Source organism: Chitinophaga polysaccharea (assembly GCF_902150045.1).
GTDB lineage: Bacteria > Bacteroidota > Bacteroidia > Chitinophagales > Chitinophagaceae > Chitinophaga > Chitinophaga polysaccharea_A.
In genome coordinates this window covers 404,575-431,144 of record NZ_CABFVU010000004.1, presented here as the reverse complement: position 1 = coordinate 431,144, position 26,570 = coordinate 404,575, and the positions used below count along the sequence as shown (strand labels likewise).

Here is a 26,570-nt window from a genome sequence, read left to right as displayed (position 1 = left end):
ATAATGCGGTACATATTTTCCTGGCATACGACATAAGACTGAAGATATTATTATGAAGATGATAATCACTGGTAAACTATGGCGCTTTAAGAAGACGTACCTCCATAATGTATGGTGTTACCTTCCCGGAAGCGGCCTTGAAAAGCACTTTTACAGTACCGGCTGCTGTTATCGGGGTTGGTATATCCACAATGGTGGTAAGGTCTTCCGTAGGCCCGGCGGCGTTAGCGCACAGCTCCGCAAGGGTTTTGCTCCCAACGATAACGCTGCCACAGTCGCCGGCGCCGGCATAACGGTAACGGATATACAATTTATAGTTTCCCGCTGCTGCTGCCTGCAGCGTATAGGCGAACCAGTTACGGGCTACCCTGAAGTGCTGATCACCCAATGTTCCGGTACTGCTGCCATCACTCTCCAGCTGATGGTCTGTTTCCGGCTGTTGTTCGCCGGCATACACACGATCGGTGGTGAGACTATCGAGGCGCTGTACTTCCGCCTCCTCCGGCCCCTGCTGCTTGTTGGATGCCGCTTTGCCTGCATAAGGCCAGTAGAGCATATACCGGGTATCATGTATGCGATAAAAAGGTACCAGTTTAAGTGTACGGAAAACCGGTTGGGAGATCAGCTGCCCTGCGGTAAATTCCAGTGGCCTGCCTGCATTTTGTAATGCAACTACGCCAGGGCCATCCAGTTGCAGTTCCGGTGCGGCCGACATTGGGCGCAGGTTCCCGCGGGCAATATGACCCCAGCGGCTGGTGTCTGCATACAAACCAGGCATATTGAGTGTATCTGTAGCGGCGGCCAGTACAACAGGGCCGTACAGGAAAGATACCCAATGAGTGCTGTCGGGTAATCTTTCCGTGCGCACCTCCATGGGAAGATGGATCTTTACAACATCACCATTTTTCCAGGTACGGCGAATATACATATAGCCGGAGGCGCCACTGGTACTGGCGGCGTGCTGCCCGTTAACAGTAACGGCCATACGATCTTTAACCCATGCAGGGGTGCGTATGGCAATGGTCAGCAGTTCCGGTTTTTTCAAAGAGAGTTTCAGTACAGATGCGTCCTCTTCAGGAAACCTGGTTTCCTGTGTCAGCTGCAGTGATCTGTTCTTCCACTGCAGCACAGAAGGAATGAACAGGTTTACATAAAGCGAATCCTTTGACCGGGCATAGATCAGTTCCGTATACTTCCCATGGTTTTCGAGGCCAGTGCCAACGCAACACCAGAAAGCATTTGGAGAGGTGGAATATACCCTGTAGTGCATAGGATGTATGGGAGTGAAATATACAAATCCGCCATTAGGGTGCTGTGATGCCAGGATATGATTATACAATGTACGCTCATAATAATCCATGTATTTATTGCTGGGATCATTCAGGAAAAGCAGCCTGGTAAGTTTCAGCATATTATAGCTGTTACAGGTTTCCGGTCCTTCAGGGCTTTCCAGCATAGCGCGGAAATTATTTTCCGCATGAAAATGTTCGCGTACACTGTTTCCGCCTATAGAGATGCTTCTGCGTTGAACCACCGTATTCCAGAAGAAAGCAGAGGCATCTTCCAGGGCAGCATCATGGCCAACTATACCGGTTCGCATGAAACCTACAACTTTGGGGATCTGGGTATTGGCATGCAGCCCGGTGAGGGCATCGGTATGCGCGATAAGCGGATCCAGTATTTTTTTATGGGTAAAGCGCCTGGCCATGTAAAGCCAGGAGGTATCGCCGGTTTGTTCCGCTACGGCAGCAAAAATTTCGTTCATGCCGCCAAATTCCGTCTGCAACATCAGCTGCATCTGCTCATCGCTGAGATTGGCTGTAACATCCTTGCTCCAGCGGCATAGCCGCAGCAATATATCCCGGGCCTGTGTGCTGCCGGTGAGCGTCCAGGCGTCGAGTAAACCGTTCAGTGTTTTGTGCACGTTATACCAGGGCACCCATCGTTTTGTAACTGCATCTCCCCTGCCTTCCGCTACCTGTTTCCAGAGTTGCTTTCCGTCAGGAACTCCACCCAGGTATCCGTTACCATTCTTTAGCTGGCACTGTTCCATCTGGTCCAGCATATAATGTAACCGCTGGAGATACACCTGCTTACCGGTGGCTGTGTACATCAGTGATAGGGCCGACAGGTAATGCCCTGCTATATGTCCGTCCAGGCCCCAGCTCTCCCAGTTCCCATAATTCTCCTTCTTTACAGGAATGCCGGCATCTTTCAGAAAAGGCGCCAGCAGGCGGTCCGGATCAAGGGATAAAATATATTTTTCGTCCGTATGCTGGGCATCAAGGAAAAGCCCGGGTAACAGCCTGACTTCGCCGGGAGCAAATGTTTGCAATTGAGTGGGCTGTGCCGCAGCAATAAAAGGGATATATGCCAAAAGGCAAATGAATAACTTTTTCATATACACGTGGAAATAATTGTCAAATTAACAATTAATTTCCAATTGTGCAAGCCCCTATGCAATGGATCGACTATAATCTGCTATCGCTGAGATAGATATCCCGGAAACGCTGCTGGACCGGCTGTTATGCATATTGAAAAACAGGGAAATGCAGAGGCTCCCCAATAGAAGCTATCTCTTCTTCAGAGGTGTCAAATATTAGACAAAGGCATAAAACGCAGTTAACTCATATCTAAAAGATACGGGGTATATACGGCGTAAATATGGGTTATATACGGCGAAACCGGGGAGTATCCATACTGTGCCCGGGAGTAGCTATACAATATCCTGAAATCCTAATACTCCATTACAGCACTTAATAAGTGATCACTCCATTTTCAAACTCTTCACCGGGTCGGCAACTGCTGCTTTTATTGCCTGGTAACCAACAGTAAGCCAGGCGATCAATTGGGAAATAAGAATAGTTAACAGGAATATTCCGGCACCAATATTTATCCTGTAGGCAAAATGCTGCAACCATTGATGCATTAAATAATAGGCCAGTGGAGCAGCAATTAAAAATGCAATACCAATAAGCAGAGTAAATTCTTTAGACATCAAATGAACAATGTTGATTACCGATGCGCCCAACACTTTTCTGATGCCTATTTCTTTATTACGCTGCACAGCCATGAATGAAACAAATCCGTACAAACCAAGACAGGAAATAAATATGGCAATGCCTGCAGCTATTTTATATAATTGCGAAAGCTGGCTTTCCTGCTTGTAAAAGCTGGCAATCTTATCATCGAGGAACTGGTATTCATAAACAAAATCAGGATTTACCTGGGTCCAGAGCCGTTCTATTGCTGCCAGCGTTTCCTTCATATGTTGCGGTTGCAGTTTTATGTTGACTAACCGGTATACCATTTTGAATGAACCAAGCACTATAGGCGTTCTTTCACTTTTCAGTGAATAGCCGTTAAAGTCTTTTACTACTCCTACAACAGGTGCAGTTATATTTCCATCCCAAAAACTTACTTTTTTACCAATGATATCTGCCGGGTTTTTAAACCCTAATTTCTTTGTCATCATTTCATTTACCACAAACCCGTTTACTGTGTCGGCTGGGTTATATGGCGCTCCTGCGATGAACCGGATACCATACGTTTTAAAGTAATCAGCATCCGCCCATTTAAAATCGGCCTTGAAGCCCGATTTCTTCACCGAGTTCTCAAATTTAAAATCACTGTCCCACCCCGCTTTATCCATAGGGCTAAATGCGCTGAAGCTTACATTTTTTACCCCCGACAGCTGCATCAGTTCCATTTTAAAGGCCTCCATCTTAGACTGGCCCACAGTATCATGCGCGAAAGGCACCATAACAATGGCATCTTTATCAAAACCCATAGGTGCATTCTGAAAATAGTTCATCTGGCTCACAATAATCAATGTCCCCATTATCAATGCCTGTGCAATGGCAAACTGGAAAACAACCAGCGCTCTTCTCATGGAAAGTCCGCCTGTAGTGTTATTGGTAAATTTACTTTTCAGCACGGTGATTGGATTAAATCCTGATAACACGATGGCAGGATAGAAGCCTGATAAAAAAGTAACGATTATAGTAATGCCGCATAGAAATGCCACCAGAGCCAAGTTGAATTGTATTTTCAGCGGTGTTTGTAAAATATTGTTAAGCAACGGTAATGCAATGAATGCAAACAATATTGCTGTAACCACCGAAGCAAGTGTGATGAGAAAGGTTTCACTTAAAAACTGAATAACCAGCTGTTTTTTGCTACTGCCCAGCACTTTCCTGATACCTACTTCTTTTGAGCGGTTTACCGACTGTGCAGTAGCAAGATTGATAAAGTTGATACAGGCAATAATTAAAAGAAACGAACCAATTAAACTTAACGCGGTGATCAACACCCTGCTAAAGGTGCTTCCTCTATAAGTTCCAAACTCGCTCTCATAATGTATATTACTTAACGGCTGCAATATATAACCCTGGTTCGCGTACTCAACAGGGGTATGTTTTTTTACGAAAGTTTCAAGATTGTTATTGAATTGCTGCGCCGACATATTTTCCGGAAGCACCAGGAAGGTGTTTAAAGATCCATCCTGGCCTACCCAATCCGTTAGCATGTCTTCGTGACTGGTAGTTTTAAAGGAAAGCACAATTTGCAGGGGGAAATCGGTATTGGCAGGCGTATTTTTGAGAATGCCAGTTACCTTACAAACCACTTCATTATTATACTTAATAAATTTACCTATGGCATTATGCCAATCTCCGAAATATTTATTGGCTATTTCCTGTGTAAGTACTACAGTATTGGGTTCTGATAATGCAGTTTTAGCATCACCGGCAAGAAAAGGAAAATTGAATATGTCAAAAAATTCAGGCTCAGCAAAAAATACATTCTCTTTAAATTTCTCCTCCGGTGCATCAGCCTTATCATTTAGTACGGTTATCCGCTGAGCATCCCTTCCATATACACGTGCTACATGCTCCAGTTGCGGATAATCCATCCGTAAAGCATCTGCCACCGGATAAGCACTGGCTTTTGAATAATTCATCCCCTCCGTGGTTTTGGTGGCTGCTACTACTCTATAAATGCGCTCTTTGTTATTATGAAAATTATCAAAGCTTGTTTCATATTGAACCAATAAGAAAATAAGCAGGCAGGCAGCAATTCCTACGGCTAACCCTATAGTATTAATTGCGACATAAGTTTTATTGCCGCGCAGGTTCTGCCATGCGGTTTTCAAATAATTTTTTAACATAGCGGAGTATATTAAACATTGAGTAAGAATGACTTGCCAGGGCGCCAATAAAAATGCCACTTACTTATCACATTGATAAATAAAATAATATGAATTTATTAAAATAAATATATGTTCGGTTTTGATACAGTAAATGTTCACTTATAAAATAGGCGCCACATTTTACAGGCTTAGGAATTTTATGTCTCAATTAATCATACAAAAAATCATTTCCCTATAATCTCCCTGCGATGCTTTATCCCCCACTCTGTGAGGTTATTAATGATGGTCTGCAATGTTTTTCCGTGTGCAGTAAGCTCATACTGAACCGTTACAGGCTGTGTATCCAGTACGGTACGCTTCACCAGTTTGTTTAACTCCAATTCCTTTAATTCTTTACTCAGCATCTTGTTGGAAATGCCGTCTATATCTCCCAGAATATCAGAAAACCTTCTTTTATTATAATAGCAGATAGAAGAGATGATGGATATTTTCCATTTCCCGTTTAATACGTCCATTGAATCCTGGACGGCTCTCATCTCTTTCTTGTGGTCTTTTTCAAAATCTTCGCAGTTCATAATAAGTTACTTTGTTACCCCGAGGTTACTGTTACTTTTGGATACAAAGTAACTAAAATAAATTAACCTGATCTAACTTTGCTGCTCACGAATAAAAAATTAGAAAATGAACAAACTAAAGAATAAAGTAGCCATAGTTACAGGTGCATCAAAAGGGATAGGAGCATCTATTGCTAAATACTTTGCGGCAGAAGGAGCCAACGTGGTTGTGAATTACGCCACAAGCAAAGAAGATGCAGACAAAGTTGTTAAGGTGATAACAGATAACGGGGGTACGGCCATCGCGGTGCAGGGGGATGTGGCCAAAGAAGCCGATATAACCAGGCTGTTTGAAGAAACGAAAAATGCTTTCGGCGCATTGGATATCCTGGTAAACAATGCCGGCATATATACTTACGAGCCAATCGAGCAGGTATCGGAAAAAACATTTCTCCGGCAATTCAACATTAATGTACTGGGGCCTGTGTTCGCTATCCAGGCCGCATTAAAATTGTTTGGAGATAAGGGAGGCAATATTATCAATATCAGTTCAGAGGCGGGTAAAACACCGCTTCCGACAGGATCGGTATACTCCGCTACCAAAGCGGCACTGGATGCCATTACGATTTCTTTGTCGAAGGAATTCAGCGGGAAAAACATCCGTATCAATTCTATTTTGCCCGGCGTTGTGGAAACGGAAGGCTCGCACAACGCGGGCTTTATTGGTAGTGATATTGAAAAAAAATTAGTGGCTAATACGCCGCTTGGTCGCACCGGGCAACCTGAAGATATTGCAAAAGTAGCTGTCTTTCTTGCTTCTGATGATGCCGCATGGATCACGGGAGAGAAAATTTCCGTTTCGGGAGGTATTTACGGTGTATAAATAATTAATGAACTTAAGAAGATAAAAATGGATAAGCTAAAAAATAAAGTAGCCGTAATTACAGGCGGCAATAGCGGTATCGGGTTCGGCATTGCAGAAGCGTTCAGCAACGAAGGCGCGGTTGGCGCTATCACCGGCAGAAATGAAGTAACATTGAACAGTGCGGCCAACGCATTGGGGGCAGGTTTTATTGGTATTAAAGGGGATGTTACGAGTAGCAATGACCTGGACAAAATATTCAAAAAGACCGCTGATAAATTTGGAAAAATTGACGTCCTGGTGGTGAATGCAGGCGGTATTGTGGACGGTTTTCCAATGGCCGCCATTAACGATGTTACGGAAGAAAATTATGACCGTTACATGGATTTGAATTTAAAAAGTGTTTATTTCACCGTACAGAAATCGCTTCCGTATTTAAATGACGGCGCTTCCATCATACTTATCGGATCCAGCGCTGCGCATCGTGCAGTACCGGGAATGGCCATTTACAGTGCGGCAAAAGCAGCCATCATATCATTGGCGAAAGGATTATCGCTGGATCTGTTATCAAGAAAAATACGGGTGAATACGCTTTCTCCCGGCTCCATCGATACTCCTGTTTTTGGCAAAATTGTACCGCAGGAACAGGTGGGGCAGTTAAAACAAGTTTGGATCGATATTACACCAGCAGGCAGGCAAGGGCTTCCATCCGATATTGGCAAGGCTGCTGTATTCCTGGCATCGGATGATTCGGCCTTTATAGTTGGCACAGAAATTCTTTCAGATGGTGGTCTTACCAATATCAGCCTGATGAAATAATTACCCCAAAAGCAAGAGGCTGTATCATAACTAACTTAATGGGTGTGAGAATCGCATATACGAAAATTTTCTCCACCCGGTACCCGAGTAAAATCGGGTAAAAGTTATTTATGATACAGCCTCTTGATACAGCATGCCATGATCATTGCTGCCACCATCCCTGCTAAGCATTCATGATCTTTATCCAGGTCTTCACAATATTCTGGATATTCATTTTGTTGTCTTTTATTTCTTTCATAGAGTGAAGCTTCAGATAGGCTTTGCCTTTAGGCGCCGGTTCAAGTAATCCACTTTTATCTTTTATCAATTCACCTTTATGGAAAATGAAAACAACATAATCGGTTATCCTTGGGTTCATTGTGGCCATTGGCTCCTTATAGTCAAAGCTGGGGCCGCCCCATTTTACATCCTCGTCCAGGTCGTTGCTTGCGCCACGGATTATTTTTATTGCTTCTTCAATTTCAGCTTTCAGCGGGTGTTTGAGTTTGGTTACAAACTCGTCTATTTTGTTCGCCATACTCATTTTATTTATCTTGTTGATTTTGTGAATATTGAAATGACTGCACTAAAAAGCACACCGGTTATAAATCCGCCTGCAATGCCTGTAATCATGTAGTTCTTAGTATAGCCCCAGGCTTTTGCCTGTCTGTTCCAGGTTAAAAATTACTGCTTTAAGTGGTTAATCCTGGGCGGGAATCTGGGTAGGGTCCATGAAAAATATTTCCCAGGTGTGGCCGTCGAGGTCTTCTATTCTCCGTAGTTGCATAAACCCGTAGTCGGTCATAGGCATGGGTTCTGTTCCACCTGCTTTTAATCCATGCTCAACAATTTCATTTACCTGGTCTACACTTTCCACTGATAAAGCAAATAAGCCGGCAATATTGCTCCTGGTGTCGGCTATTGGCTTTTTCGTAAATGTTTTAAACTTTTCGTGGCTCATAATCATCACGAAAATGGCATCGCTCCAAACCATGCATTTGCCCTGGTCGTCCGAAAACTGCGGATTGATTTCAAACCCAAGTTGGGTATAAAAGCCCATTGATTTTTCAACGTCTCTCACTGCGAGATTGATAAATACCTGTTTCATTTTTTTGAAGTTTAGTATTGGTTACAGATGCAAAGATGAAAAGGCAAAAATGAAAAAGCCTTTACAAATGTTGAGAAAGTGAAAATTTATTTGCTGTAACCAAAAATCCGGCTTAGTTGTGTAGGGGTAATACCGAGGTATGCGGCGATCTGATGTTTCTTCAGTCTTTTTACAAGGTCGGGATATTTTCGTAAAAAATCGGCATAGCGGACTTTAGCCGAATCACTTCGCAGCGATACTTCATAGGGCTCTTTATCTATGACCCAATGCTGTTCCAGGTAACGAATATAAAATGTTGCTACATCCTGAAACGTTGAAACCAGTTTTTTAAACTCATTGTAATTATATTCAAGCACAGTGGTTTCTTCAAGTGCAATAATGTCAAATAAACTTTCTGAGTGTGTTAATGTTGCGGGAATTGAGCCGGCAATTCTGCCTTCCGGGAAAAAGTACTTTATAACTGTTTCTCCGTTATCGTTAAAGTAGTATTGTGCAAAAAGTCCTTTTACAACATATGCAACTCTTTGAGGGGTTTGCCCTATCCGTACAAAGTAATCTCCTTTTTCATAGGTCTTTTCAACGAGCAGGCTCTGCCAGGCATTTTCGGCTCCTTCTGAAAGGTTGGCGTAAGTCCTTATCTTTTTGAAAAATTGCTCGGTTGCCATTTGGATGTATTGTCTGACGTATTTACAACTGGTTTCTCAAATATACAAAAGGTTTCAAATACCTGAATGGCATATATTGCAGAACTATGTGGTCGCACTTTTACTGGTACTATGAAATGCGCGGTGACAATACTTACAGTGAAAAATTATTAACCAGTGATGTTCTTAATGTTTTAAAAAATACAGGAAAACTACGGCTCGGTTCTGGCAATAAAACCAGGTAAAGATACAGTTGTCAAAAATGCTGTTGTGTATTACCTTTGCGGCGATATACATAAAATACATGAGTCAATTTCCGCATATAAATCTGCCATTACAGAGTAAACTGACATTTACTGCCAACCCGGTAAACGTAGTGCCATTGCCCAACGGAGAGATCCTGATGAACTTTGCCAGTCAGCCGCTGATTACAAAACTCAATGCCAACCTCGAAATTGTTTGGGAGAAAATTATCCAGGGACGGAATGCAAACTATGTTAGCAGCAGGCTGTCGGCCTCTTCTGATGGGCGCATGATCGCTATTGCGGGTATGACCGATATACGTATTCTCGATGCAGAAGGCACTATGATATTACATACCATGGAACATGGCTCCTGGAGCTGGTTCCTGGGTGCTGCCTGTTACTTCGCCAGGGATAATAAAACGATCTGGTATGTATTGCCAGGTGATGAAAACGCCCCAGACGAGCTGCAGGTAATGGATATAGCTACTTTTGAAGTAATAGCTTCTCACCCGCTGCTGGAAAGCCAGCAATACACCTATGCATTTCATGCAACGTCAAGCAATAACACGATCCTCCTGGAAGCGGCTGCCGGCCAGGAGAAATCCATCCTGATGCAGCTACAGCTAAACGACGGTACCATCTCACTTATTGAACTTACCCAGTGTGAGGATATGATCATGGGCAACTTTGCGCCATCAGGAAAAGAGTTTATTATGGCTCCTCATGAAGATGGACCGTTAGTAATTTACTCCTTCCCTGAAATTGCCAGGGTAGCAGAACAGGATCAGGAGAGTATTTTCGATGGCAGTAAGGATTTTCCTGCCGCTGAACCGGATAATATCAACTACAGTGTATTCTTTGTTGATGATAATAATATCCTGGTAGTTTCCCAGTTTGGAAGATTGTTATTGCTTGACAGAAAAGATTTACGTTGCAAGGCAGAGGTAATGCCGGAGGGCGTTGAATTTACGGCATATAACCTGGATGGAAACCCTACTACCAACCCGGATTACATATTTGACTACAGCAGTAATATTATCAATGTAATGATTGTGCACGACAAGCTGCTGCTGACCACCGGTGATGGCCAGTTGCGGAGTTATGGATTGCCTGTATGATAATTAGCCAATAGTTGTTTGGCACTGTGAAACAATTTGAACTCCGATCGGCGTAAATTAATTTCTATAATATTCAATCGCATTTCATTATCACATTCCCTGGACAAGTGTAACCATAGCGAAGGTTACTGTTTTGAGTAAATTAAAAAAAGATCATGTCTTGCGGTAATGCAGGAGCTGCACGCCTGAAGCCAGCCACCGGCTGACTGTAGAACAGCTGGCATCACAAAGCGCAATGGACCGCACTAATTTCACCAGGCGCTTCAAGAAAGCTACCCAATTGTCACCCGCCGATTATGTACAGCGTATCAAAGTGGAAAGCGCCAAGCGGCTTTATTTGTCGTTAGTCTTCTTTTTGGACTAATGTTTATCAACACGGGATTAAATAAGTTTTTGAATTACATGCCCGTTCCTAAAGACATGCCGGAAAGCATGATGAAAGTAATGACGGCTTTTATGCAAGTTAGCTGGCTGATGCCACTGGTAGGTACTATCGAAATTGTAGGCGGCGCATTATTTATTTTCAAAAAAACCAGAGCATTGGGTGCCATCGTTATTCTCCCTGTAATAGTCGGCGTACTTTTAACGAATATCTTCAATGCCCCTTCTGGTTTACCCATCGCTTTGGTGATGCTGCTCATTAATCTCTGGGCTATTATCGACAATAAAGACAAGTACTTGCACCTGATAGAATAGTATCAGGCGTTTTCCAAATCATACTACACCTCAGGCCAGGCGTGGGGTGTTTTTTATGCCCCTATTTTTGAAGACTTCCGTAAAAAATGGCATCTTCATATTGCCAAAATAATTTTTGATGATAGATAAGTCGCTCCGGCATTACGCGTAGCCATACATTTTCTTTCCATCTGTAACATCAATGCGGCCGATAATATTGTTCGTCCTTACTTCATTGATTTTGTCCGGCATCCGCTCGATAGCGCAATTGATATTTATCTGATTTATTAAACAAGTTTAATAAGGAATAAAAAATAAAAAACTAGATTCAATTATAATTTGCGCAAATGTTAAATCAAAAGATCCAGATGAAAAAACTGATGGAATTTTCCTACCTGTTATTTAAAATAAACCGCTCGTTTTTTACACGCTTGTAAAGAGAATGAGGCGTTCTTAAAAAATGATCACAGTCAGATGATTAAAATGATTTTTCCTGTCTTTCTTAATGAGATCCGCGAGGGAGTTTTTTATGTTAATGAGCTTGCCATGAAATGAATTTTATTGTTATGAAAACCGAAATTTAAGTCGTTATGAAAATAAAAAAAATCTATTTAATAATCTTATTGTTTTTAAATTCATTTCTGGGGGAGAAGCTATTTGCCCAGGATTTGTTTGATATTATTAAATTGAGAATTGATAGCAACCTGGTTGCTTCAGCAGGTGATATCGCCGACGTGGCAACTAATGTGAAGGCTTCCTTACGGACTTTGAATGTCAACACAGGTATATGGTCCGATATCAATTACCAGGCTACCGACAGAACGAATCCAAGTTGGGGTATAGCCTTGGACAGGTTACAAAAAATGGCAGTGGCCTATAGTACTCAGGGAAGCGGAAATCTCTATTATCAAAGCCCATCTCTCAGACTCGCTATCAACAATGCGTTGGATTATTTTTGTTCGCTGCGTCCAGTGCCACGCAGCGCCAATTGGTTTAGACAGGGTATCGCACGTCCACGTAGTCTGGTATCTATTATAATTCTCATGGAGTACGGCGCCCAACCACTGGACCCTGCTGTGAAACAGAAAGCTATCAATGCAATGTGCCTGGATACTGCGGTGAATGCAGCTGGCAGAAATAATCCCCTGCACGTGTTAAACGATGGCGCCAATAAAACAGCTATTGCACTGAATTGGATTTATATGAGTACTATCTTAAGAAGCAATTATATGTTACAGGTAGGCGCTCAGCAAATATTTTTTCCCGTTGCCTATACAAATGAAGATGGTATCCGTTATGATTTGTCACATACTTTCCATAAAAATTATCTATATTTAGGTAATTACGGACTGGTCATGATGGGCGATGTGGCTAACGCTGCCTATTTGTTGAGAGGAACCACTTATTCACTATCCAGTTCAAAATTGAGTCTTTTTCGACGCTACGTCCTCGAAACCGAAGTACCGGTTGTCCGGGGTTCAATTATAGACTGGAACGTTGTAGGGAGAATGATTGCAGCGCCGTCTAATATCATCGCCAACAAGTATTACCTCGGTCCCTTAGCCCAAATGCAACAAATTGATCCGGAAAATGCATCGTTGTATGGCAGCGCTATAAGCCGTATAACCAACGTTCAACCCCCATCTTATGGTATTCAACCACGGAACAGGCATTATTTCGCTGCGGATTATACCTTACATACCCGCCCTGGTTATACCTTCTCGGTACATGCCGTTTCAAGCAGAACAAAATACAACGAACGTGGGAATGGGGAAAATCTTAAGGGATTGTACCTGGGAGCAGGAGCTACCAATATTCAGTTAAAAGGGGATGAATATCTTAATACCTTTCCCTTGTGGAACTGGACATATATCCCAGGTACAACTGCTCCAGACTCATTGGTATTGCTGCCTCCTACTGTGGCACCTGGTAATAGTGACAGATATGGTACCAGCGTTTTTGCCGGAGGTGTATCGGACTCTTTATATGGTGCAACCGGTCACATAATGAACAACGATATGCTTACCTCCGCCAAAAAAGCATGGTTTCAATTTGATAATGAAATAGTGTGCCTGGGCGCAGGCATATCCTCCGCATCAAACAAAAATATAAATACAACTGTCAACCAGGTATTATTGCGAAATACTACTTTTCCCATATCTGTTGGAGGCAAAACAACTACCCTGGGCCTGGGAAATCCTCAAACTTATAACAATAAGTTGGACTGGGTGTTGCAGGATAGCGTAGGGTATGTATTCCCCAACGGGGGCAATCTTCAGTTGCTGGCAGAACACAGATCAGGCAATTGGTTATCTATTAATACCGACGGCGCTTCCAGTAACAACACCGTGGAAGAAAAAAATATCTTTCAACTATTTTTTTCTCACGGCATCCGGCCATCCGGCGCTACATATGCGTACATCGTAGTGCCAAATAAGGGTTCGGCCAATGACATGACTTCATATGTAGCTGCAAAAGATATCAGTATAGGCGTAAACTCAGATTCGGTACAGGCAGTTAACAGCAAAAGCCTACATATGTGGCAAATGGTATTTTACAAGGCTGTCGCAAATTACGCCAATGACTCTATGAAAGTATGGACTTCAGTGCCTTCCGCAGTTATATTGAAAAGAATAAGTCCAAATCGATATTTATTACATATTGCCGATCCCACACATCAGGCATCGACTGTTACCTTTTATGCGAAATTGCCAGGATTAACAGGCACAAAATTCGTTAATATATCTCTTCCTTCCGGAAATTACGCCGGACAATCGGCAACAGCGTTCATCACAGAATCTTCTTCCCGCTATGATACAGCTGTCGGCAATCTTCAGCCGCTCAAAGCGAACCGTATTTCTTATGCAAAGAATGCAACTTCTGTAGATAAAATTTTGTTATATCCTAATCCCGTACATGACCAATTGTTAGTGAATGGAATAGGCAGATTTAATTCACTATCACTCCAGGGCATTGATGGAAAAATTCTCTATCGTACTATTTTGACAGGGGAAAATACATGTGCTATCAATGTAAACCATTTAGCGCCGGGAGTCTATTTTGTGGTACTTGCTTCAAAAGACAATAATATAAAGACGTTCAAGGTCATGAAATACTGATCAGTATCTTCATTTGGTAGCATTTGTGGAGATAGCCATCTGGCAAATCAAACTTGTAAGGTTTTGCGAAAGCAATAACTATGAAATTCGTAAAATCATCCATGAAGATCATTCCGCCAAAACTTTCAGGCGACCAGAATGGACAAAATTAATGGGCAAACTTCGCAAAAACAGATGGTCACAATACGTCTCAATTAATCTGGATTAACAAACATGGTCCTGCTATACATTTATCGATAGGCTGAGCAGGAAGATCAACAATAATTACTGAGGACGTAATTTCATTTTCTTTCGCTGGCAAGAGGTGTTAGATACCGTTTCTTTAAGGGAATTTTTCTATTCTTCCATATACTTTCTGATATTTCTTAGTGCATATCTTGCCCGCCCAAGAGCAGTATTGATCGACACTCCAACTAAATCTGCAATTTCCCTAAAGCTCATATCTGCGTAAAAACGAAGTATAAGCGTTTCGCGCTGTGCTTCCGGAAGTTTGTCAAGCATCGACTCTATTTCTATATAGCGCTCTCTTTTTATAATCGTTTCCTGTATATTGACTTCGGAGCGCTGCCCGTTCTTTAATTCCACAAGATTGCTAAATGCATCAACAAGTAGCACTTTAGGCCGGGAATTTTGTTTTCTGAAGTAACTAATGCATGCATTGTGTGCAATTCTGGAGGCCCATGCCAGGAAGAGCCCATTATCTTTATATCCTTTGCTGTTTATTGCATTGATTATATTTATGAAAACCTCCTGAAATATATCCTCTGCCAATTCGTGGTCTTTAACACGATATATGATAGATGTAAAGATTCTATCTTTATGGCGATAGACGAGTTTCTTAAAAGCAATATTATCTCCGGACCGGTAAAGTTGAATCAGTTCACCGTCCGAAAAATCATCATACTTTAATCGTACGATGGAGCAGGCATCTGTCATTTCCATATTCAAATAAATGGTTATTAGTAATAAAATCAATTATCAGTATCTACTATTTTAAATCAGTCGATGGTCCTGTTTTGACCCTCCCCTGTACTTTACATTAGCATACTCAAATTGTTTGTATGCCGGAGGGCAGCGATCTCATCGCCGGTGTACGCCTATTTGTTTGCATCGAAGCAATATTATCAAGCGTACCGTAAAAAGACATGAGTAGGGCAATTTTACCCATTCCTCTCAACGCGTTAACAGGCCGATAACAAAATCGGCAATACATATAGCATTTTTTTTAAATTAGATTATGGAGTAAGATCAACATGGAATGTTAACCTATAGCTGACAAATCATTGACATGTTGCGCGAAACAACACAACCTGGGCTAACAAAAAGGTCAGTCCTTTCTGGAAAGAAAGGGCTGAAATAGTAATCTTAGATTATTCCTATTAAAACTGAAAAAAAGATCATTTAAAAGTAATACTAACAGGATATAGCTGCAGGGTTGCATCTTTAATATGCTTCGTAAATGCCTTGCTATTGACAGGTGGCCTCACGAACCGGGCACTTTGTCGCTGTCATTAGTCGTATGGAAACCCGGTAAAAATGATATCCCTGATCACAGGAAGTCCCGTCATTTTATATACCTCCTGAAGCGGCTGTTTGCCCAATCGCACGTTCATCAGGCGGAAGGTACCAGCCTGTTCGCCGGGCTTTTTCGGGTCATTGGTACATACTACCAGTTTTTGCAAGATGTTGGAGTAAATCATGTTGCGGGGGTTCCTACCATCTTTTGAAAAAAAGTTTGTCTGGTACTTCATCATACTCACACTTTCAACTCCCAGGTCCATCAGCTCAACAGATTCCTTCATATTATAATCGTATCCGATTATTGCATGCGCCGCGTCGAACAACAGGTAACCAGTGGAAAAATCGATCGCAAAATGCCGGGCCTGTGCCACACGCCCGTCCGTTATTTTGATGAAACTTTTCAATACCCCATTATCCAAAAACGTCACCAGGTAAAATTCGTCCGCATTATTTTTTACAACAGCGCCAATCATATCAAAGTCTGGGTAGCTCACAGACCGGCCATATACCATCTTATATCCTTTCAGGCTTTGCACGGGTGTAAATTCAATGGGAATAGAGCTATTCGCAACATCGAATTCATTTGTATACTTGATAAAACGGCCGTTAGTTTCATCAAAAACAACCAGGTACCCCTGGGTATCATCGCCATCAATGCTTATACCAACCGGCGATACCTTATAGGACTCAGCTGGAGATGGCAGTATATTAACTGGCGTGGTAGTATACAGAAAGTTCTCTTCTGATGCCACATTTTTGTTCACCCTATATAAATCTCCATTTTGCCAACAAGCACCTGGATATCCTTCCAGCAGATATACAGGTTGCTTCGGGGAAGAATGAATCACCGTGTTTATCCAGGTGGCTGCAGGCACACCCAGAGCCGGACCAAAAGCTTTATCCAGTATAAACACCGTTTGGTCCGTAGAAACGCCCATGTACCTATCGTCAGAATCATATGCATACGTTAGCAGGGAAAGAGAAAGCGGTTTACCGGTCAGATAGGGAGCCAGCCCAAGGCTATCAGAAATATTCATAAAAGGGGTGTACCTGGTGGAATTATAAGCCAAGATGCCTAATTTGGAATTGCCATTTTTTTCATAAAGTAATACCCAACATTCTGTGGTGGTTTTAAACATAAAAAGAAGCGTTGTCATAGAGGCAGTAATTCCTGTTGCCTTTTCGCGGACCTCAAATGTTAGGGTTATTTGGCCATCACAACCGGCCTCCACCAGTGTGGCTGCGGTTAAATACGGTTTATTAGTGACCAGCACCTGAATTTTGTTGCTCGAACTGTTATTGTTCAGGACATTCCAGTGATATTGATAAGCACCGGTATCTATAACAGCGCCTTCCTGTTTTCCATAGTCAATCACCGGGTAAAACGTGTCCGGTACATCCTTCTTTAGGATAACTATATTTCCTGAGGGCCGCTTAATAGTGATTTCTGGCGTAGATCTATAATCATAGTTGCCTTTATCTTTCATACAGGCCATTAATAAACAAACGGGTATCAAGATTAATAAGGCGTTCCTGCAGTTCATCATGATAAATAATTTTAGTGGATCAGGGAAACTGAATTTCCTGGCCATTGCTGTCCAGCACGGGATTGCCTTGTTTTTTGCGATAGGCAAGATAATCTTTGGTGATTCCTGCCATTGATTCCCACATATCTAGCCGCGCTCTAATCGAACCATTGTTTTTCGATTGAAATAATAACTGGTAAAGGCTTTCTATTGTAAAAGGTTCAAATACCGGCGGAATTTTGAATTCATCCTGATTGTAAATCTTGGAAAAGAAATGTTGCTTCAGCTTTTCCCGTACCACCGGACCAGCCCAGCTTATCGCATCAAACATCGCCACTAGCTTTTCCCTGGAAAAAGGCCCAAACATCGGGTCCCATCCCTGTTTAGGCTTCTCCACAATATTTCCAAACACATACTGAAACTGATGCCAGGTATGCAATGTTGGCGTAAAGTACTCGTTATCAACCAGGCTCACTGTCACTGAATAGCTGTTGGTATCGGTAACCGGCGGTCTAAGCAGCCGGAGGTCCAACGGACAAAACCGTCTTCCGGCACCTATTTTTAGAGCGTCCGCAGGTGGCAGTATACAATACTTAGCCCCCGAACCCGTTACCGTAATTGAAAACTTCCTGTCAAACGGTTTAGCCATTCCGGCTAGTCTCACCTTCAGGGCATCGCGCTCAGTACTGGAAGCCGCTAAATCACGCCGGATGAGGTAGACCGTATCCGTTGACTCCTGAAAAAAACTAATGACAACCGGACTCATATACCATCCGGTTGAAAGCGAATCCCTCTCATACTCATACGGCGGTCCACCCGCATTAAGGAAGTACAATACATCCTTTCCCTGATATCTGATTGGGTCAATTTTCCTGCAACCGGCAACGGTCAGTATCCCCCCCCACAGACACGCTATGAAAGCATATGCCTTAAAGCAACGTAGCGTATATGATTGTTCTTTGTTGTGCATAAATATTATTATTACTAGCGGTAAAGCGTTTCCTGCTCAGGAATGGGCACCTGGTAGTTAGCGGGATTCATTGAAACTGAAAATGAGTTGGTTTCAGCATCCGGAATGTAGTAAAGATTCCTGCGCTTAAAAAGGAAGAACAACTGTCCCTCGCCCCAAAATTCCCGCTGATATTCCTGCAGAATATCAGACAACAGCTGGGTACGGCTGTCCTGTTGGGCGATGGGTGGCAGCCCCCTGTTTAACCGGAGATCATTCAGTAAACGGTATCCTGTTGCAAGATCGGGAGCCGTTTCCGCACCAATTAACATCAGTTCTGCCTTCCGGATGAGCGGCTGAAAAAAAGAATGATTGGTGTTGGTCACCACATCATCACTATACCTGACAAACACGTTGTAGTTCTTGTTCCCGTTTGCTCCAGGCTTAAACCAGCCTGCACCCCTATAGTCGTTCACGTTATCGTATACGCTGTTGAACTTCGTCGTAGCGGGCGCCAAAATTGAATCCTCAGTTAACATGGGATTAAAAGTCTGACGGTAAACGTCGTACAATTTTTTGTTTTCTACGCCCCAAAAGGACTCCGCAAAAAATACGGGATCTGCTTTCGCGGCGTCTACAGAAGCCATCCATGGAAATGCTTCATTGGCCCGGTCCTGTATATCAAGCACAATCTGCCAGGCTGCCTCATTTTTACCAGCATAAAGATTAGCCCTCGCCTGTAAAGTTTTTACAGCAAAATAGTTGAGCCTCCACTTTCGGCTGTCGCGCGATGAATCTGAAAGCGCAAGATCCGATTTCAGGAACATCGCTGCTTTTGACAGGTCTTTCATCACACTATCCATAATTTGTGTTCCTGGCAGCAACGGCTGCGTCTTAAAATCAACCGTTGTCACATAAGGAATACAAGGCTTGTTATTACCGGTGCCCGGCGCCGGTCCAAACAGGCGCAACAGGTCCAGGTACAGCATCCCGCGAATAGCATAAGCTTCTCCCAGCAGGCTATTTTTCTCCGCTTCGGACACCGTTGAAAAAGATGGCTGCTCCAATTGTGCACAGAAGTTATTGACGTTCCGTATGGTTTTGAAAGCACTCGTCCAAATAGAGGAAAACCGTTGCTTTACCCAAACCGAAGTGTAGTCGTAACTCTGGAGTCTCCCCTCAGGAGAATACGCAGATTCGCTTTTGTCGTACAATTGTCCCATCAGGTCTACCGCATACAGCGTCAGGTCTCTCCCGTACAATTCCAGGCTGCCCATCAACTGGTAAATTCCGTTTAATGCAGCATGTACGCCCTCCGGTTTGGAGAAAACTTCTTTTTCGAACATGAAGTCCCTGGGCTGAAAATCCAGGAACTTTTTACAGGAAAAGCAGGTGGTGGCCCACGTAAAAAGTAGCATTACTTTGATAGTCCGGTTGTTTAACATAAGCTGTACTTTTTAAAATCCAACACTTAGTGTAAAGGAAGCATTTCTTGCAAATGGATAATCCAGGCCTCTTTCCAGGCGTAGATTAGAGAGCTGAAAACGGAAAAAATCGTTCAGGTTAAGGGAAAGGTCCAACCGGCTGATCCCCAGTTTTTTGCTGGCATATCCGCGCAACAGGCTATTGAAATCATAATTCAGCGCCACAGATTCAAAATAAACGGCATTTTCCTTTTGGAGGAACCTGTCGGAGATCCCTAATGTTGTGTTATTAATAGCTAAATAAGAGGCATCATCACCCGGCTGCTTCCAGCGTTCGTATAACGCCCGGCGGTCCTGGTTCTGCTCAAAGTCACTCCCGCTTATATTTTCAACCTTGTTGTACAACGCTGTATTAAATTTCAACTCGCCCATAACGTATCGGCAATAGATGGCCAGGCTGAATCGTTTATACCGGATCTGGGTATTGATGTTTCCCTGCAGGACCGGCCTGTTAATACCTACCTTCATTTCATTGTTGGTATTGAAATCAAAAGTGTATGACCCGTTTTTGTCCAGAAATATTTCACGCCCTGTAGTTGGGTCGATGCCAACAGACCTCACTGCCCAGATATCAAAGGGGCCGGATCCATCCTTGTAGCGGAGCAGATAACCACTATCCCGGGCCATCTTGGACAAGCCGTTCAGTTTCGCTTCCAATCCGCTATAGGTGCTGCGCAGGAAAAGGGGACTTTTGATGCCCAGGTTCCAGGTCCAGTTTTTGGTATTAACCACTCTGTAATTCATGTCCAGGTCCATCCCCACAGTATTCATTGTCCCAATGCTGGTTGGAATGGAAGGCGACCCGGTGGATGGAGGAATGAGTAACGGAATAATCATAGGGGTTGTTTTATCAGTATAACCGGATAGGGATAAAGACAATTTCCGTTTAAAGAAAACGCCTTGTACACCGTAGCTGACTTTATAGGTTTTACCCCACTCCAGGTTGGGATTACCTGCTGAAGCAATAGTGACAGCTTCCTCGTTCCGGAAAGAAATATTACCCAGTCGATAGGTAGTACGGGAGGAGAAGCCGCCTGTTGCTTCATTACCGGTCAGTCCAAAGTTGGCTGTCAGCCGCAGGTCGTTCACAATATCAGACTCCATGAAAAAACTTTCTCTCCCGATATTCCATCCCACACCCAGGGAGTAAAAAGAAGCAAAGAGACGGTCGGAGCCAAAGCTATTGGACCCGGAAGTATTGTAAGATAAGTCCAGGTTGTACCGGTTATCATAGGAATAATTGGCGCTGGCTGTAAACCCCACACTGCGGGTATTAGATTCGCCACCAGTCGGCATTGAATTGGGCTGGTAAGCACCAGCCAGGAAAAGCAGCGGTTGGGCCGTGCTGGCATATCCTACGGCGGTAACACTGGTCGAGCTGCCATCCGCCCTGGACATATCTGCACGGGTATTGACGGTCAGGATATGTTTGTCATTAAATATGCGGTTGTAGGTAAGCGTAACATTACCATTATAAGCTGTACTGATGGTCCGTTGAAAATTATAAGCACCCTTTTCCCCTTCCTTTGTATTGTCGAAACTGGTATTTAAAGGGGATATGAAATAATCAGCCGTATTGTCATTTTTCTGGAACTGTCCATTGGCGCTTAACCGCAGCGAGGGTAGTATATCCCAGTTCAGGCCCAGGCTATTGGTCAGCTGCGAAGTATTGACAACATTTTTAGTTGGCAGGGAGGCATTGTAAAGCGGGTTACCAAACAGGAAACGTCTATTCGTACCACTGGCGTCCACAAAAGCAATATCTTCCAGGTACCGGCCCATATTGAGCTGTTTCTGTTCATCATATTTCCGGTAGTAAGGCGGCAGCTTCACATAGTCACTGAACCTGCCGTAGGGAGACCCTTGTTGCCTGCCACCTGTAAAACGGACTGTATTGGTAATATTAATTTTTCCCCTCCGATAGGTTAAAGTGGCAAATCCGCCGGTGGCCCTGTTATAGGACTCCTTCATCACACCATTATTCCTATTCATGTTAACACCCAACATATAGTTCACCGTGCCATCTCCCCCCTGTATGGTAAGATTGTGACCAGGTGAAAAGGCGTTACGCAACGGAACACTCAGCCAATAGCTATTTACGCCCCTCAGCGTCTCATTACTCCTGGCGTTACGTTTTGCCATACCCAGCTCGTAGTCGGTGAATCCAAAGTTCTCCGGATACAATTTTCCGCTCAGCTGCTGGAACTGGAATAATTCAGTTGAATTCATCATATTATATCCGCTTAAGTCAGGAACAGCGAGGCTACCAGTGAATGTATAGGATATATTCAATTTGCCGGGGGTAGGTTTAATAGTTTCAATCACCACTACGCCATTGGCGGAACGGCGGCCATACAAAGCGGTAGACGCCGCATCTTTCAGCAGGGTGACAGCAGCTATCCGGTTGATATCGAGTTGCATCACATCCTGTAAAGTTGCTTCAAAACCATCCAGGATAAATAATGGCCGGTTAGGGTCCTGCTCATACTGGAGGCGTAACTGCTGGTTATAAGGCGCTGCCGTAGGGCTGGGCATGGACCTGGTGCCACGGAATTCAATTTGGGGCAGCTGGTTCGGATCTGAGCCCAGGTTGTTATCACGTATAATCCTGAAAGAAGGGTCCAGTGTGCTGATGGCCTCCAGGATGCTTTGCCTGTTGACGGATCGTAATTCATTTCCCTTCATGGTATGGGTAATACCCGTAAAACTTTCCTGCCGCCGGGTAAACATACCTGTATTTATCACCTCCACTTCTTTCATGGCGAGCGCCACCGATTGCATCTTAAAGATATACAGCCCTGAGGCGGTCCGCAACACATCAGAGTCCGCATTTTTCAACATTTTTCCATTATTCAGCGCACGCAGTTTGGAAAGCGATACGGATATACTTTGTAACCCTATGCCTGACAGGCTCACTTTTTCATCCCTATCGGTAACAGGCAAGAGAAATGTGCCATCTTCTGCGGAGAGGGTCCCTCTCCTGGAAGGCAATATCTTCACCGTAATACCTGGTAGTGGTTTCCCGTCAACGGACATCACTTTTCCCGATATCACTGTTTCCTGTTGTAAATCGTTTTGCGCTGGCCCGTTGCCGGCATTTTGAGATGAGGGCACAACAGTTTTTTTTTCTGAAAAGAAAATCGATTTTTCTGAATATCGTGCCTCCAGCGGCTGGTTAGTCAAAACGAGTTGCAGGAACGCTTTCAACGACATATTCTTTACATCAGCCGTCACCGGCACAGTATTGTCCATCATGCCCTTGTTATAGAAAATATGGTAACCCGTTTGTTGTTTCACCGCCTCCAATACCTGCGTTAACGGCAACTCTTTTGCCTTTAAGGTCACCGTCTGCGAAAAAGCCGGTATAAATGCCAGCAAACAAAGGGGAATCAGGATGCCTTTACGAAACCATTTCTGCAAATAAATAGGCAGCTTATGAAACACAAAGTCTAGCCGGGCTGGCCAACCGGCGTCAGCAAATTCTTTCATAGAGTTAATACTTTGGCGATAAAACCTGGATAACTATTAAAAAATATACATGCAATCCCGGGAGACGTTGAACAACGTTTCTATGCCCCAGGGAAAAACGGTTCACATTTGTCAGGGAGTAATAATCAACTGTCGTTTTTTTTCCAGCCGTAAATGCACATTAGATGCTTTTAATACTTCCAGTATCTGCTTTAAAGTCAGATCTCTTTCCAGTTCTCCGGTGAACATAATCCGGGGAATACCGTTCTCATATATCACTGTAAGATCATACCACCGCGACAATTCTTTCATCACCTCTTCGAGGCTCATGTTGCGGAAATTAAAGACATTCTCCTTCCAGGCCAGCGTTTCCTGTATGTTAATATCACTGCGAATACCAATGGTATTGGATGGTTGGTTTTTGACATTCGCGATAACGGCCTGCTGGCCCGGACGGAGTATACCAGATATATTACCTGCATTTTCCTTTTGTAATACCACTCTTACACTTCCCTGTACGAGGGTGGTTTTCACGGCTGCCGCATCGGCATAGGCATTGATGTTGAAACGGGTTCCCAACACCTGCACCAACCCTGTTTTCCCCGTTGCTTTCAGGGGAAACTTCACCACAAAGGGCATAGCAGCATTAGCCGCTACTTCCATATATACTTCACCGGTGATTTCCACCGTCCTTTCTTTGCCTGTAAAAACAGTAGGGTACCGTATGCTGCTGGCTGCATTCAACCATGCCACGGTGCCGTCCGGAAGCAAAACGCTAAATTGTTTTCCACGGAGCGTGGTCAGTTTATTGTAGGATACTTTTCCTTCAGCTGTGCGAGCGGTTTTGTACAGCAATTGGCCATTTGACAGGGTAACAGCGCTGCCTTGTTGCTGCGCAATCAGCCCACTGTTTGCGCTGTCAAGTTTTACCTCAGCACCGCTCTCCAGGGTAAGAATAGCGCCATGGTGATCCGGGGCTTTCGTTCCCTCTAACGCCTGCAGGGTTACGCCGGCATTCCTGCCGGCTATGCTCCAAATCAATCCTCCGGCCAGCAACACTACGGCTGCAGCAGCCGGCCATGCCCAGCGACGGGAGAACAATGACATTCGTACAGGACGGCTTCTCTCCTCTATCCTTTCAATCAATTCACGAAAAATAAGATCACCGGTTTCAGCAGACAGGTTCCCGGCAGGTGGATTTTCCAATACCTGTTTCACCATTTCTTCGGTAAACAGGTGCGGGGTCCTCATCAAACCAAGCAATTCCCGGGCCTCATCAGGAGTGAGACTGTCTGCAAGATACCCTTGCCATAGCTGTAAAAATATTTGATTAGCCTGCATCCGTTATTAACGACACATGATGGTGCATCTGGTACGACAAAGAATTAAAATTTATTTAAAATAAATGGAAGTATTCCTAACCAAAACAGTTCCTTCCCCAAATGACGGAGCACTTCTTCCCGGATAGTATTCAACGCCCGTGACATATGCGTTTTGATAGTGGACTTTGATATATTCAGCTGCCGGGCAATTTCATCCTGGCTGAGTCCCTGTTGGCGCCTAAGTACGTATACCATGCGTTGTTGTTCGGGAAGCCGTTGAACCGCCCGCTCAATGATTTCCCTGGATTCCCTGCTGATCATTTGTTCCAACGCGCTGGCAGTACTATCTGTGAAATGTTGTATGATATGCTCCTGGAATGTCACTTCCCGGCTTTTTTTGCGGAGTGCATTAAAAACGTGGTTCCTGGCTACGATGTAGAGGTAATTTCGCACGTTCTCCTTTTGAGGTAGTTGTTCACGGGTATTCCAGATTTTGATAAAGATTTCCTGCAGCAGGTCATGCGCCATTTCCTTTGACTTTACCAATGCCGCAACACCCAGGTAAAGAGGCCCCCAGTATTGATCAAACAATTGCCTGAACGCTCTTTCATCCCCTGCTGCGATACGCTGAAGATATCCCCGCTCTCCCTGTAATTCGTTTTCTGCCAATAAGGTATATTTATAACTATAATTTAAAATCCCCCTAAATGACCAGGGCCGCCAGCTTTCTATGTGCCCACGGCCGGTTGCTGCAGGAAAGAAAAAAAACGGTGTTTTTCACTACCGGGCAGGAATCAACATAGGAATATAACATACTGCTAGCGTGTGGATGTGACTTCTTCATCCTCATCAGTTACAGATCCCGGATAAAGTGCATCTACAATCCGCATTTTTTGATTGCCGGCAGTGAGTTCATTTAATTTTCGCTCCAGCTTGTTCCCTCTTAAATCACTGGCGACAATCCTGCCGGAAGGATCTACCAGTACATTAAATGGAATTCCATCAAGCCCGAAAATTTTTGTTGCAGCAGACCCCCATTCCTTTAAGTCACTCATTTGGTTCCAATCCAGTTTGTCCTTTTGAATGGCCTGTTTCCAGCTTTCCATGTCTGCATCCAGGGAGACCCCAAGGATAGTGAAATTGCGGTCTTTAAACTTGTTGTAAACGCGTACTAAATTGGGGTTTTCGGCTCTGCACGGACCACACCAGCTTGCCCAGAAGTCGACCAGTACATATTTTCCCCTGAACATGGAAATACTGATTGGCTTCCCGTCCAGCCCGGGCATGGTAAGATCAGGCACCTGCTTTTTCAATAACGGATAATTCTGTTTTCCCATGAGGCTTTGCCTGTCGAGGAACAACTCCCTTTGCCAGTTGAGTGCTTCATTGTTTTTAAAGCGATCAGCGTTAGCGCTTGTCATTGCCACCATTTCATCGTTATCCAGGTATTTAGCCGCCAGCCATTGTATATAGTAAACAATTCCCGGGCCCGCCTCCTTTGCTGCATCGTCTTTTAATCCATCTATAAGCTCCTTTTGCAGGGCATCTCTTTCTTTTACCAACGCGGCGGTGTTTTCCCCTTTCATGGAAGCCGAATCAACCTTAACACTGGCAGTAAAAAGAGCGCGTTCCTTCGCTACGAATTTGTCAAACAGGCTGTACATCGCCCGGGAGGCTTCCGACCCCTTAAATTCCGGTTTTGCAGGTTTAAGTACATCGAAGTTGACCACTACTTCCTTACTATCATTTATTACCAGTACATCCGGCCTGCCCAAAGTATCAAAACTAATTTCGAACACTCCTTCTTCTGTGGCGGGCGCCTGAAGTTTAAACGCTCCGTTTTTCGTCAATTCGGCACTGGCAACCAGTTCAGCATTACCGGCGGATGAGTATGATTTACTAAGATAGATAGTGCCAGTAGGGGCGTTGGCGATCTTTCCGCTCACAGTAAACTGTGAGCCGGCGCCACTCCGGCAGCCCAGGAGTGTTGCTACCGATATTGTCAAGAGAATGAATGTTTTTTGCATG

The 26,570-nt window shown here is 43.9% G+C and carries 19 protein-coding genes and 1 pseudogene; 6 read left to right on the top strand and 14 right to left on the bottom strand.

What is annotated here, in order from left to right; genetic code table 11:
• Positions 1-76: 76 nt before the first annotated feature.
• The 3 genes from FN124_RS26470 to FN124_RS26460 all read right to left on the bottom strand — a co-directional run bounded on the left by FN124_RS26470 (position 77) and on the right by FN124_RS26460 (position 5,724).
• Positions 77-2,401 (bottom strand): glycoside hydrolase family 127 protein, encoded by a 2,325-nt coding sequence (locus FN124_RS26470; protein ID WP_142687800.1) that lies wholly within the window; start codon positions 2,399-2,401, stop codon positions 77-79.
• 366 nt (positions 2,402-2,767) lie between these two features.
• Complete coding sequence (locus FN124_RS26465; protein ID WP_142687799.1) at positions 2,768-5,167, bottom strand: ABC transporter permease; 2,400 nt, start codon at positions 5,165-5,167, stop codon at positions 2,768-2,770.
• 206 nt (positions 5,168-5,373) lie between these two features.
• The gene (locus FN124_RS26460; protein WP_142687798.1) at positions 5,374-5,724 is read right to left on the bottom strand and encodes a winged helix-turn-helix transcriptional regulator; all 351 of its coding nucleotides are present in this window, start codon (positions 5,722-5,724) and stop codon (positions 5,374-5,376) included.
• Between the two features lie 106 nt (positions 5,725-5,830).
• Between FN124_RS26460 and FN124_RS26455 the strand changes: the two genes are divergently transcribed.
• On the top strand, positions 5,831-6,586 hold the full coding sequence (locus FN124_RS26455) for an SDR family NAD(P)-dependent oxidoreductase (protein WP_142687797.1): 756 nt from the start codon (positions 5,831-5,833) through the stop codon (positions 6,584-6,586).
• A gap of 27 nt (positions 6,587-6,613) precedes the next feature.
• Positions 6,614-7,384, top strand: a complete 771-nt coding sequence (locus FN124_RS26450; protein WP_142687796.1) for an SDR family oxidoreductase — start codon at positions 6,614-6,616, stop codon at positions 7,382-7,384.
• Between the two features lie 163 nt (positions 7,385-7,547).
• On the opposite strand, the gene FN124_RS26445 is transcribed toward FN124_RS26450, so the two are convergent.
• From FN124_RS26445 to FN124_RS26435, 3 genes are all read right to left on the bottom strand, one after another.
• Positions 7,548-7,901: a DUF1801 domain-containing protein gene (locus FN124_RS26445; protein WP_221887913.1), complete on the bottom strand. Its 354-nt coding sequence runs from the start codon at positions 7,899-7,901 to the stop codon at positions 7,548-7,550.
• A 162-nt stretch (positions 7,902-8,063) separates the two neighbouring features.
• Positions 8,064-8,471: a VOC family protein gene (locus FN124_RS26440; RefSeq protein WP_142687794.1), complete on the bottom strand. Its 408-nt coding sequence runs from the start codon at positions 8,469-8,471 to the stop codon at positions 8,064-8,066.
• 86 nt (positions 8,472-8,557) lie between these two features.
• Positions 8,558-9,136 (bottom strand): Crp/Fnr family transcriptional regulator, encoded by a 579-nt coding sequence (locus FN124_RS26435; RefSeq protein WP_142687793.1) that lies wholly within the window; start codon positions 9,134-9,136, stop codon positions 8,558-8,560.
• A gap of 283 nt (positions 9,137-9,419) precedes the next feature.
• Between FN124_RS26435 and FN124_RS26430 the strand changes: the two genes are divergently transcribed.
• The 4 genes and pseudogenes from FN124_RS26430 to FN124_RS26415 all read left to right on the top strand — a co-directional run bounded on the left by FN124_RS26430 (position 9,420) and on the right by FN124_RS26415 (position 14,272).
• Positions 9,420-10,478, top strand: coding sequence for a WD40 repeat domain-containing protein (locus tag FN124_RS26430; protein WP_142687792.1), 1,059 nt, complete (start codon positions 9,420-9,422; stop codon positions 10,476-10,478).
• 202 nt (positions 10,479-10,680) lie between these two features.
• Positions 10,681-10,770, top strand: a pseudogene (locus FN124_RS31850) (AraC family transcriptional regulator); the annotation flags it as partial.
• Positions 10,758-11,174, top strand: coding sequence for a DoxX family membrane protein (locus FN124_RS26420; protein ID WP_260607602.1), 417 nt, complete (start codon positions 10,758-10,760; stop codon positions 11,172-11,174). The pseudogene FN124_RS31850 and the gene FN124_RS26420, both read left to right, overlap by 13 nt.
• A gap of 569 nt (positions 11,175-11,743) precedes the next feature.
• Positions 11,744-14,272 (top strand): polysaccharide lyase family 8 super-sandwich domain-containing protein, encoded by a 2,529-nt coding sequence (locus FN124_RS26415; RefSeq protein WP_142687789.1) that lies wholly within the window; start codon positions 11,744-11,746, stop codon positions 14,270-14,272.
• Between the two features lie 336 nt (positions 14,273-14,608).
• Here the strand turns inward: FN124_RS26415 and FN124_RS26410 are convergent, their stop codons facing one another.
• From FN124_RS26410 to FN124_RS26375, 8 genes are all read right to left on the bottom strand, one after another.
• A complete protein-coding gene (locus tag FN124_RS26410) occupies positions 14,609-15,214 on the bottom strand; it encodes an RNA polymerase sigma factor (RefSeq protein WP_260607589.1) in 606 nt (201 codons plus the stop codon).
• Between the two features lie 569 nt (positions 15,215-15,783).
• The gene (locus FN124_RS26405) at positions 15,784-17,280 is read right to left on the bottom strand and encodes a PKD-like family lipoprotein (protein WP_185937387.1); all 1,497 of its coding nucleotides are present in this window, start codon (positions 17,278-17,280) and stop codon (positions 15,784-15,786) included.
• Between the two features lie 79 nt (positions 17,281-17,359).
• Positions 17,360-18,289: a DUF4843 domain-containing protein gene (locus FN124_RS26400; RefSeq protein ID WP_142687787.1), complete on the bottom strand. Its 930-nt coding sequence runs from the start codon at positions 18,287-18,289 to the stop codon at positions 17,360-17,362.
• 14 nt (positions 18,290-18,303) lie between these two features.
• Entirely contained in the window at positions 18,304-19,713 is a 1,410-nt protein-coding gene (locus tag FN124_RS26395) for a RagB/SusD family nutrient uptake outer membrane protein (protein WP_142687786.1), read from the bottom strand.
• A 12-nt stretch (positions 19,714-19,725) separates the two neighbouring features.
• Positions 19,726-23,241, bottom strand: a complete 3,516-nt coding sequence (locus FN124_RS26390; RefSeq protein ID WP_142687785.1) for a SusC/RagA family TonB-linked outer membrane protein — start codon at positions 23,239-23,241, stop codon at positions 19,726-19,728.
• Positions 23,242-23,352: 111 nt separating this feature from the next.
• Positions 23,353-24,561 (bottom strand): FecR family protein, encoded by a 1,209-nt coding sequence (locus FN124_RS26385; protein ID WP_142687784.1) that lies wholly within the window; start codon positions 24,559-24,561, stop codon positions 23,353-23,355.
• 44 nt (positions 24,562-24,605) lie between these two features.
• Positions 24,606-25,211 (bottom strand): RNA polymerase sigma factor, encoded by a 606-nt coding sequence (locus tag FN124_RS26380; RefSeq protein WP_185937386.1) that lies wholly within the window; start codon positions 25,209-25,211, stop codon positions 24,606-24,608.
• 149 nt (positions 25,212-25,360) lie between these two features.
• Positions 25,361-26,569 carry a TlpA disulfide reductase family protein gene (locus tag FN124_RS26375; protein WP_142687782.1) on the bottom strand — a complete coding sequence of 403 codons (1,209 nt, stop codon included), beginning with the start codon at positions 26,567-26,569 and terminating at the stop codon, positions 25,361-25,363.
• Between the last annotated feature and the right edge of the window lies 1 nt (position 26,570).

Coding starts and splice junctions, on each gene's coding strand:
- FN124_RS26470 (WP_142687800.1), bottom strand. CDS start 2,401: ATGAAAAAGTTATTCATTTGCCTTTTGGCATATATCCCTTTTATTGCT.
- FN124_RS26465 (WP_142687799.1), bottom strand. CDS start 5,167: ATGTTAAAAAATTATTTGAAAACCGCATGGCAGAACCTGCGCGGCAAT.
- FN124_RS26460 (WP_142687798.1), bottom strand. CDS start 5,724: ATGAACTGCGAAGATTTTGAAAAAGACCACAAGAAAGAGATGAGAGCC.
- FN124_RS26455 (WP_142687797.1), top strand. CDS start 5,831: ATGAACAAACTAAAGAATAAAGTAGCCATAGTTACAGGTGCATCAAAA.
- FN124_RS26450 (WP_142687796.1), top strand. CDS start 6,614: ATGGATAAGCTAAAAAATAAAGTAGCCGTAATTACAGGCGGCAATAGC.
- FN124_RS26445 (WP_221887913.1), bottom strand. CDS start 7,901: ATGGCGAACAAAATAGACGAGTTTGTAACCAAACTCAAACACCCGCTG.
- FN124_RS26440 (WP_142687794.1), bottom strand. CDS start 8,471: ATGAAACAGGTATTTATCAATCTCGCAGTGAGAGACGTTGAAAAATCA.
- FN124_RS26435 (WP_142687793.1), bottom strand. CDS start 9,136: ATGGCAACCGAGCAATTTTTCAAAAAGATAAGGACTTACGCCAACCTT.
- FN124_RS26430 (WP_142687792.1), top strand. CDS start 9,420: ATGAGTCAATTTCCGCATATAAATCTGCCATTACAGAGTAAACTGACA.
- FN124_RS26415 (WP_142687789.1), top strand. CDS start 11,744: ATGAAAATAAAAAAAATCTATTTAATAATCTTATTGTTTTTAAATTCA.
- FN124_RS26410 (WP_260607589.1), bottom strand. CDS start 15,214: ATGGAAATGACAGATGCCTGCTCCATCGTACGATTAAAGTATGATGAT.
- FN124_RS26405 (WP_185937387.1), bottom strand. CDS start 17,280: ATGAAAGATAAAGGCAACTATGATTATAGATCTACGCCAGAAATCACT.
- FN124_RS26400 (WP_142687787.1), bottom strand. CDS start 18,289: ATGCACAACAAAGAACAATCATATACGCTACGTTGCTTTAAGGCATAT.
- FN124_RS26395 (WP_142687786.1), bottom strand. CDS start 19,713: ATGTTAAACAACCGGACTATCAAAGTAATGCTACTTTTTACGTGGGCC.
- FN124_RS26390 (WP_142687785.1), bottom strand. CDS start 23,241: ATGAAAGAATTTGCTGACGCCGGTTGGCCAGCCCGGCTAGACTTTGTG.
- FN124_RS26385 (WP_142687784.1), bottom strand. CDS start 24,561: ATGCAGGCTAATCAAATATTTTTACAGCTATGGCAAGGGTATCTTGCA.
- FN124_RS26375 (WP_142687782.1), bottom strand. CDS start 26,569: ATGCAAAAAACATTCATTCTCTTGACAATATCGGTAGCAACACTCCTG.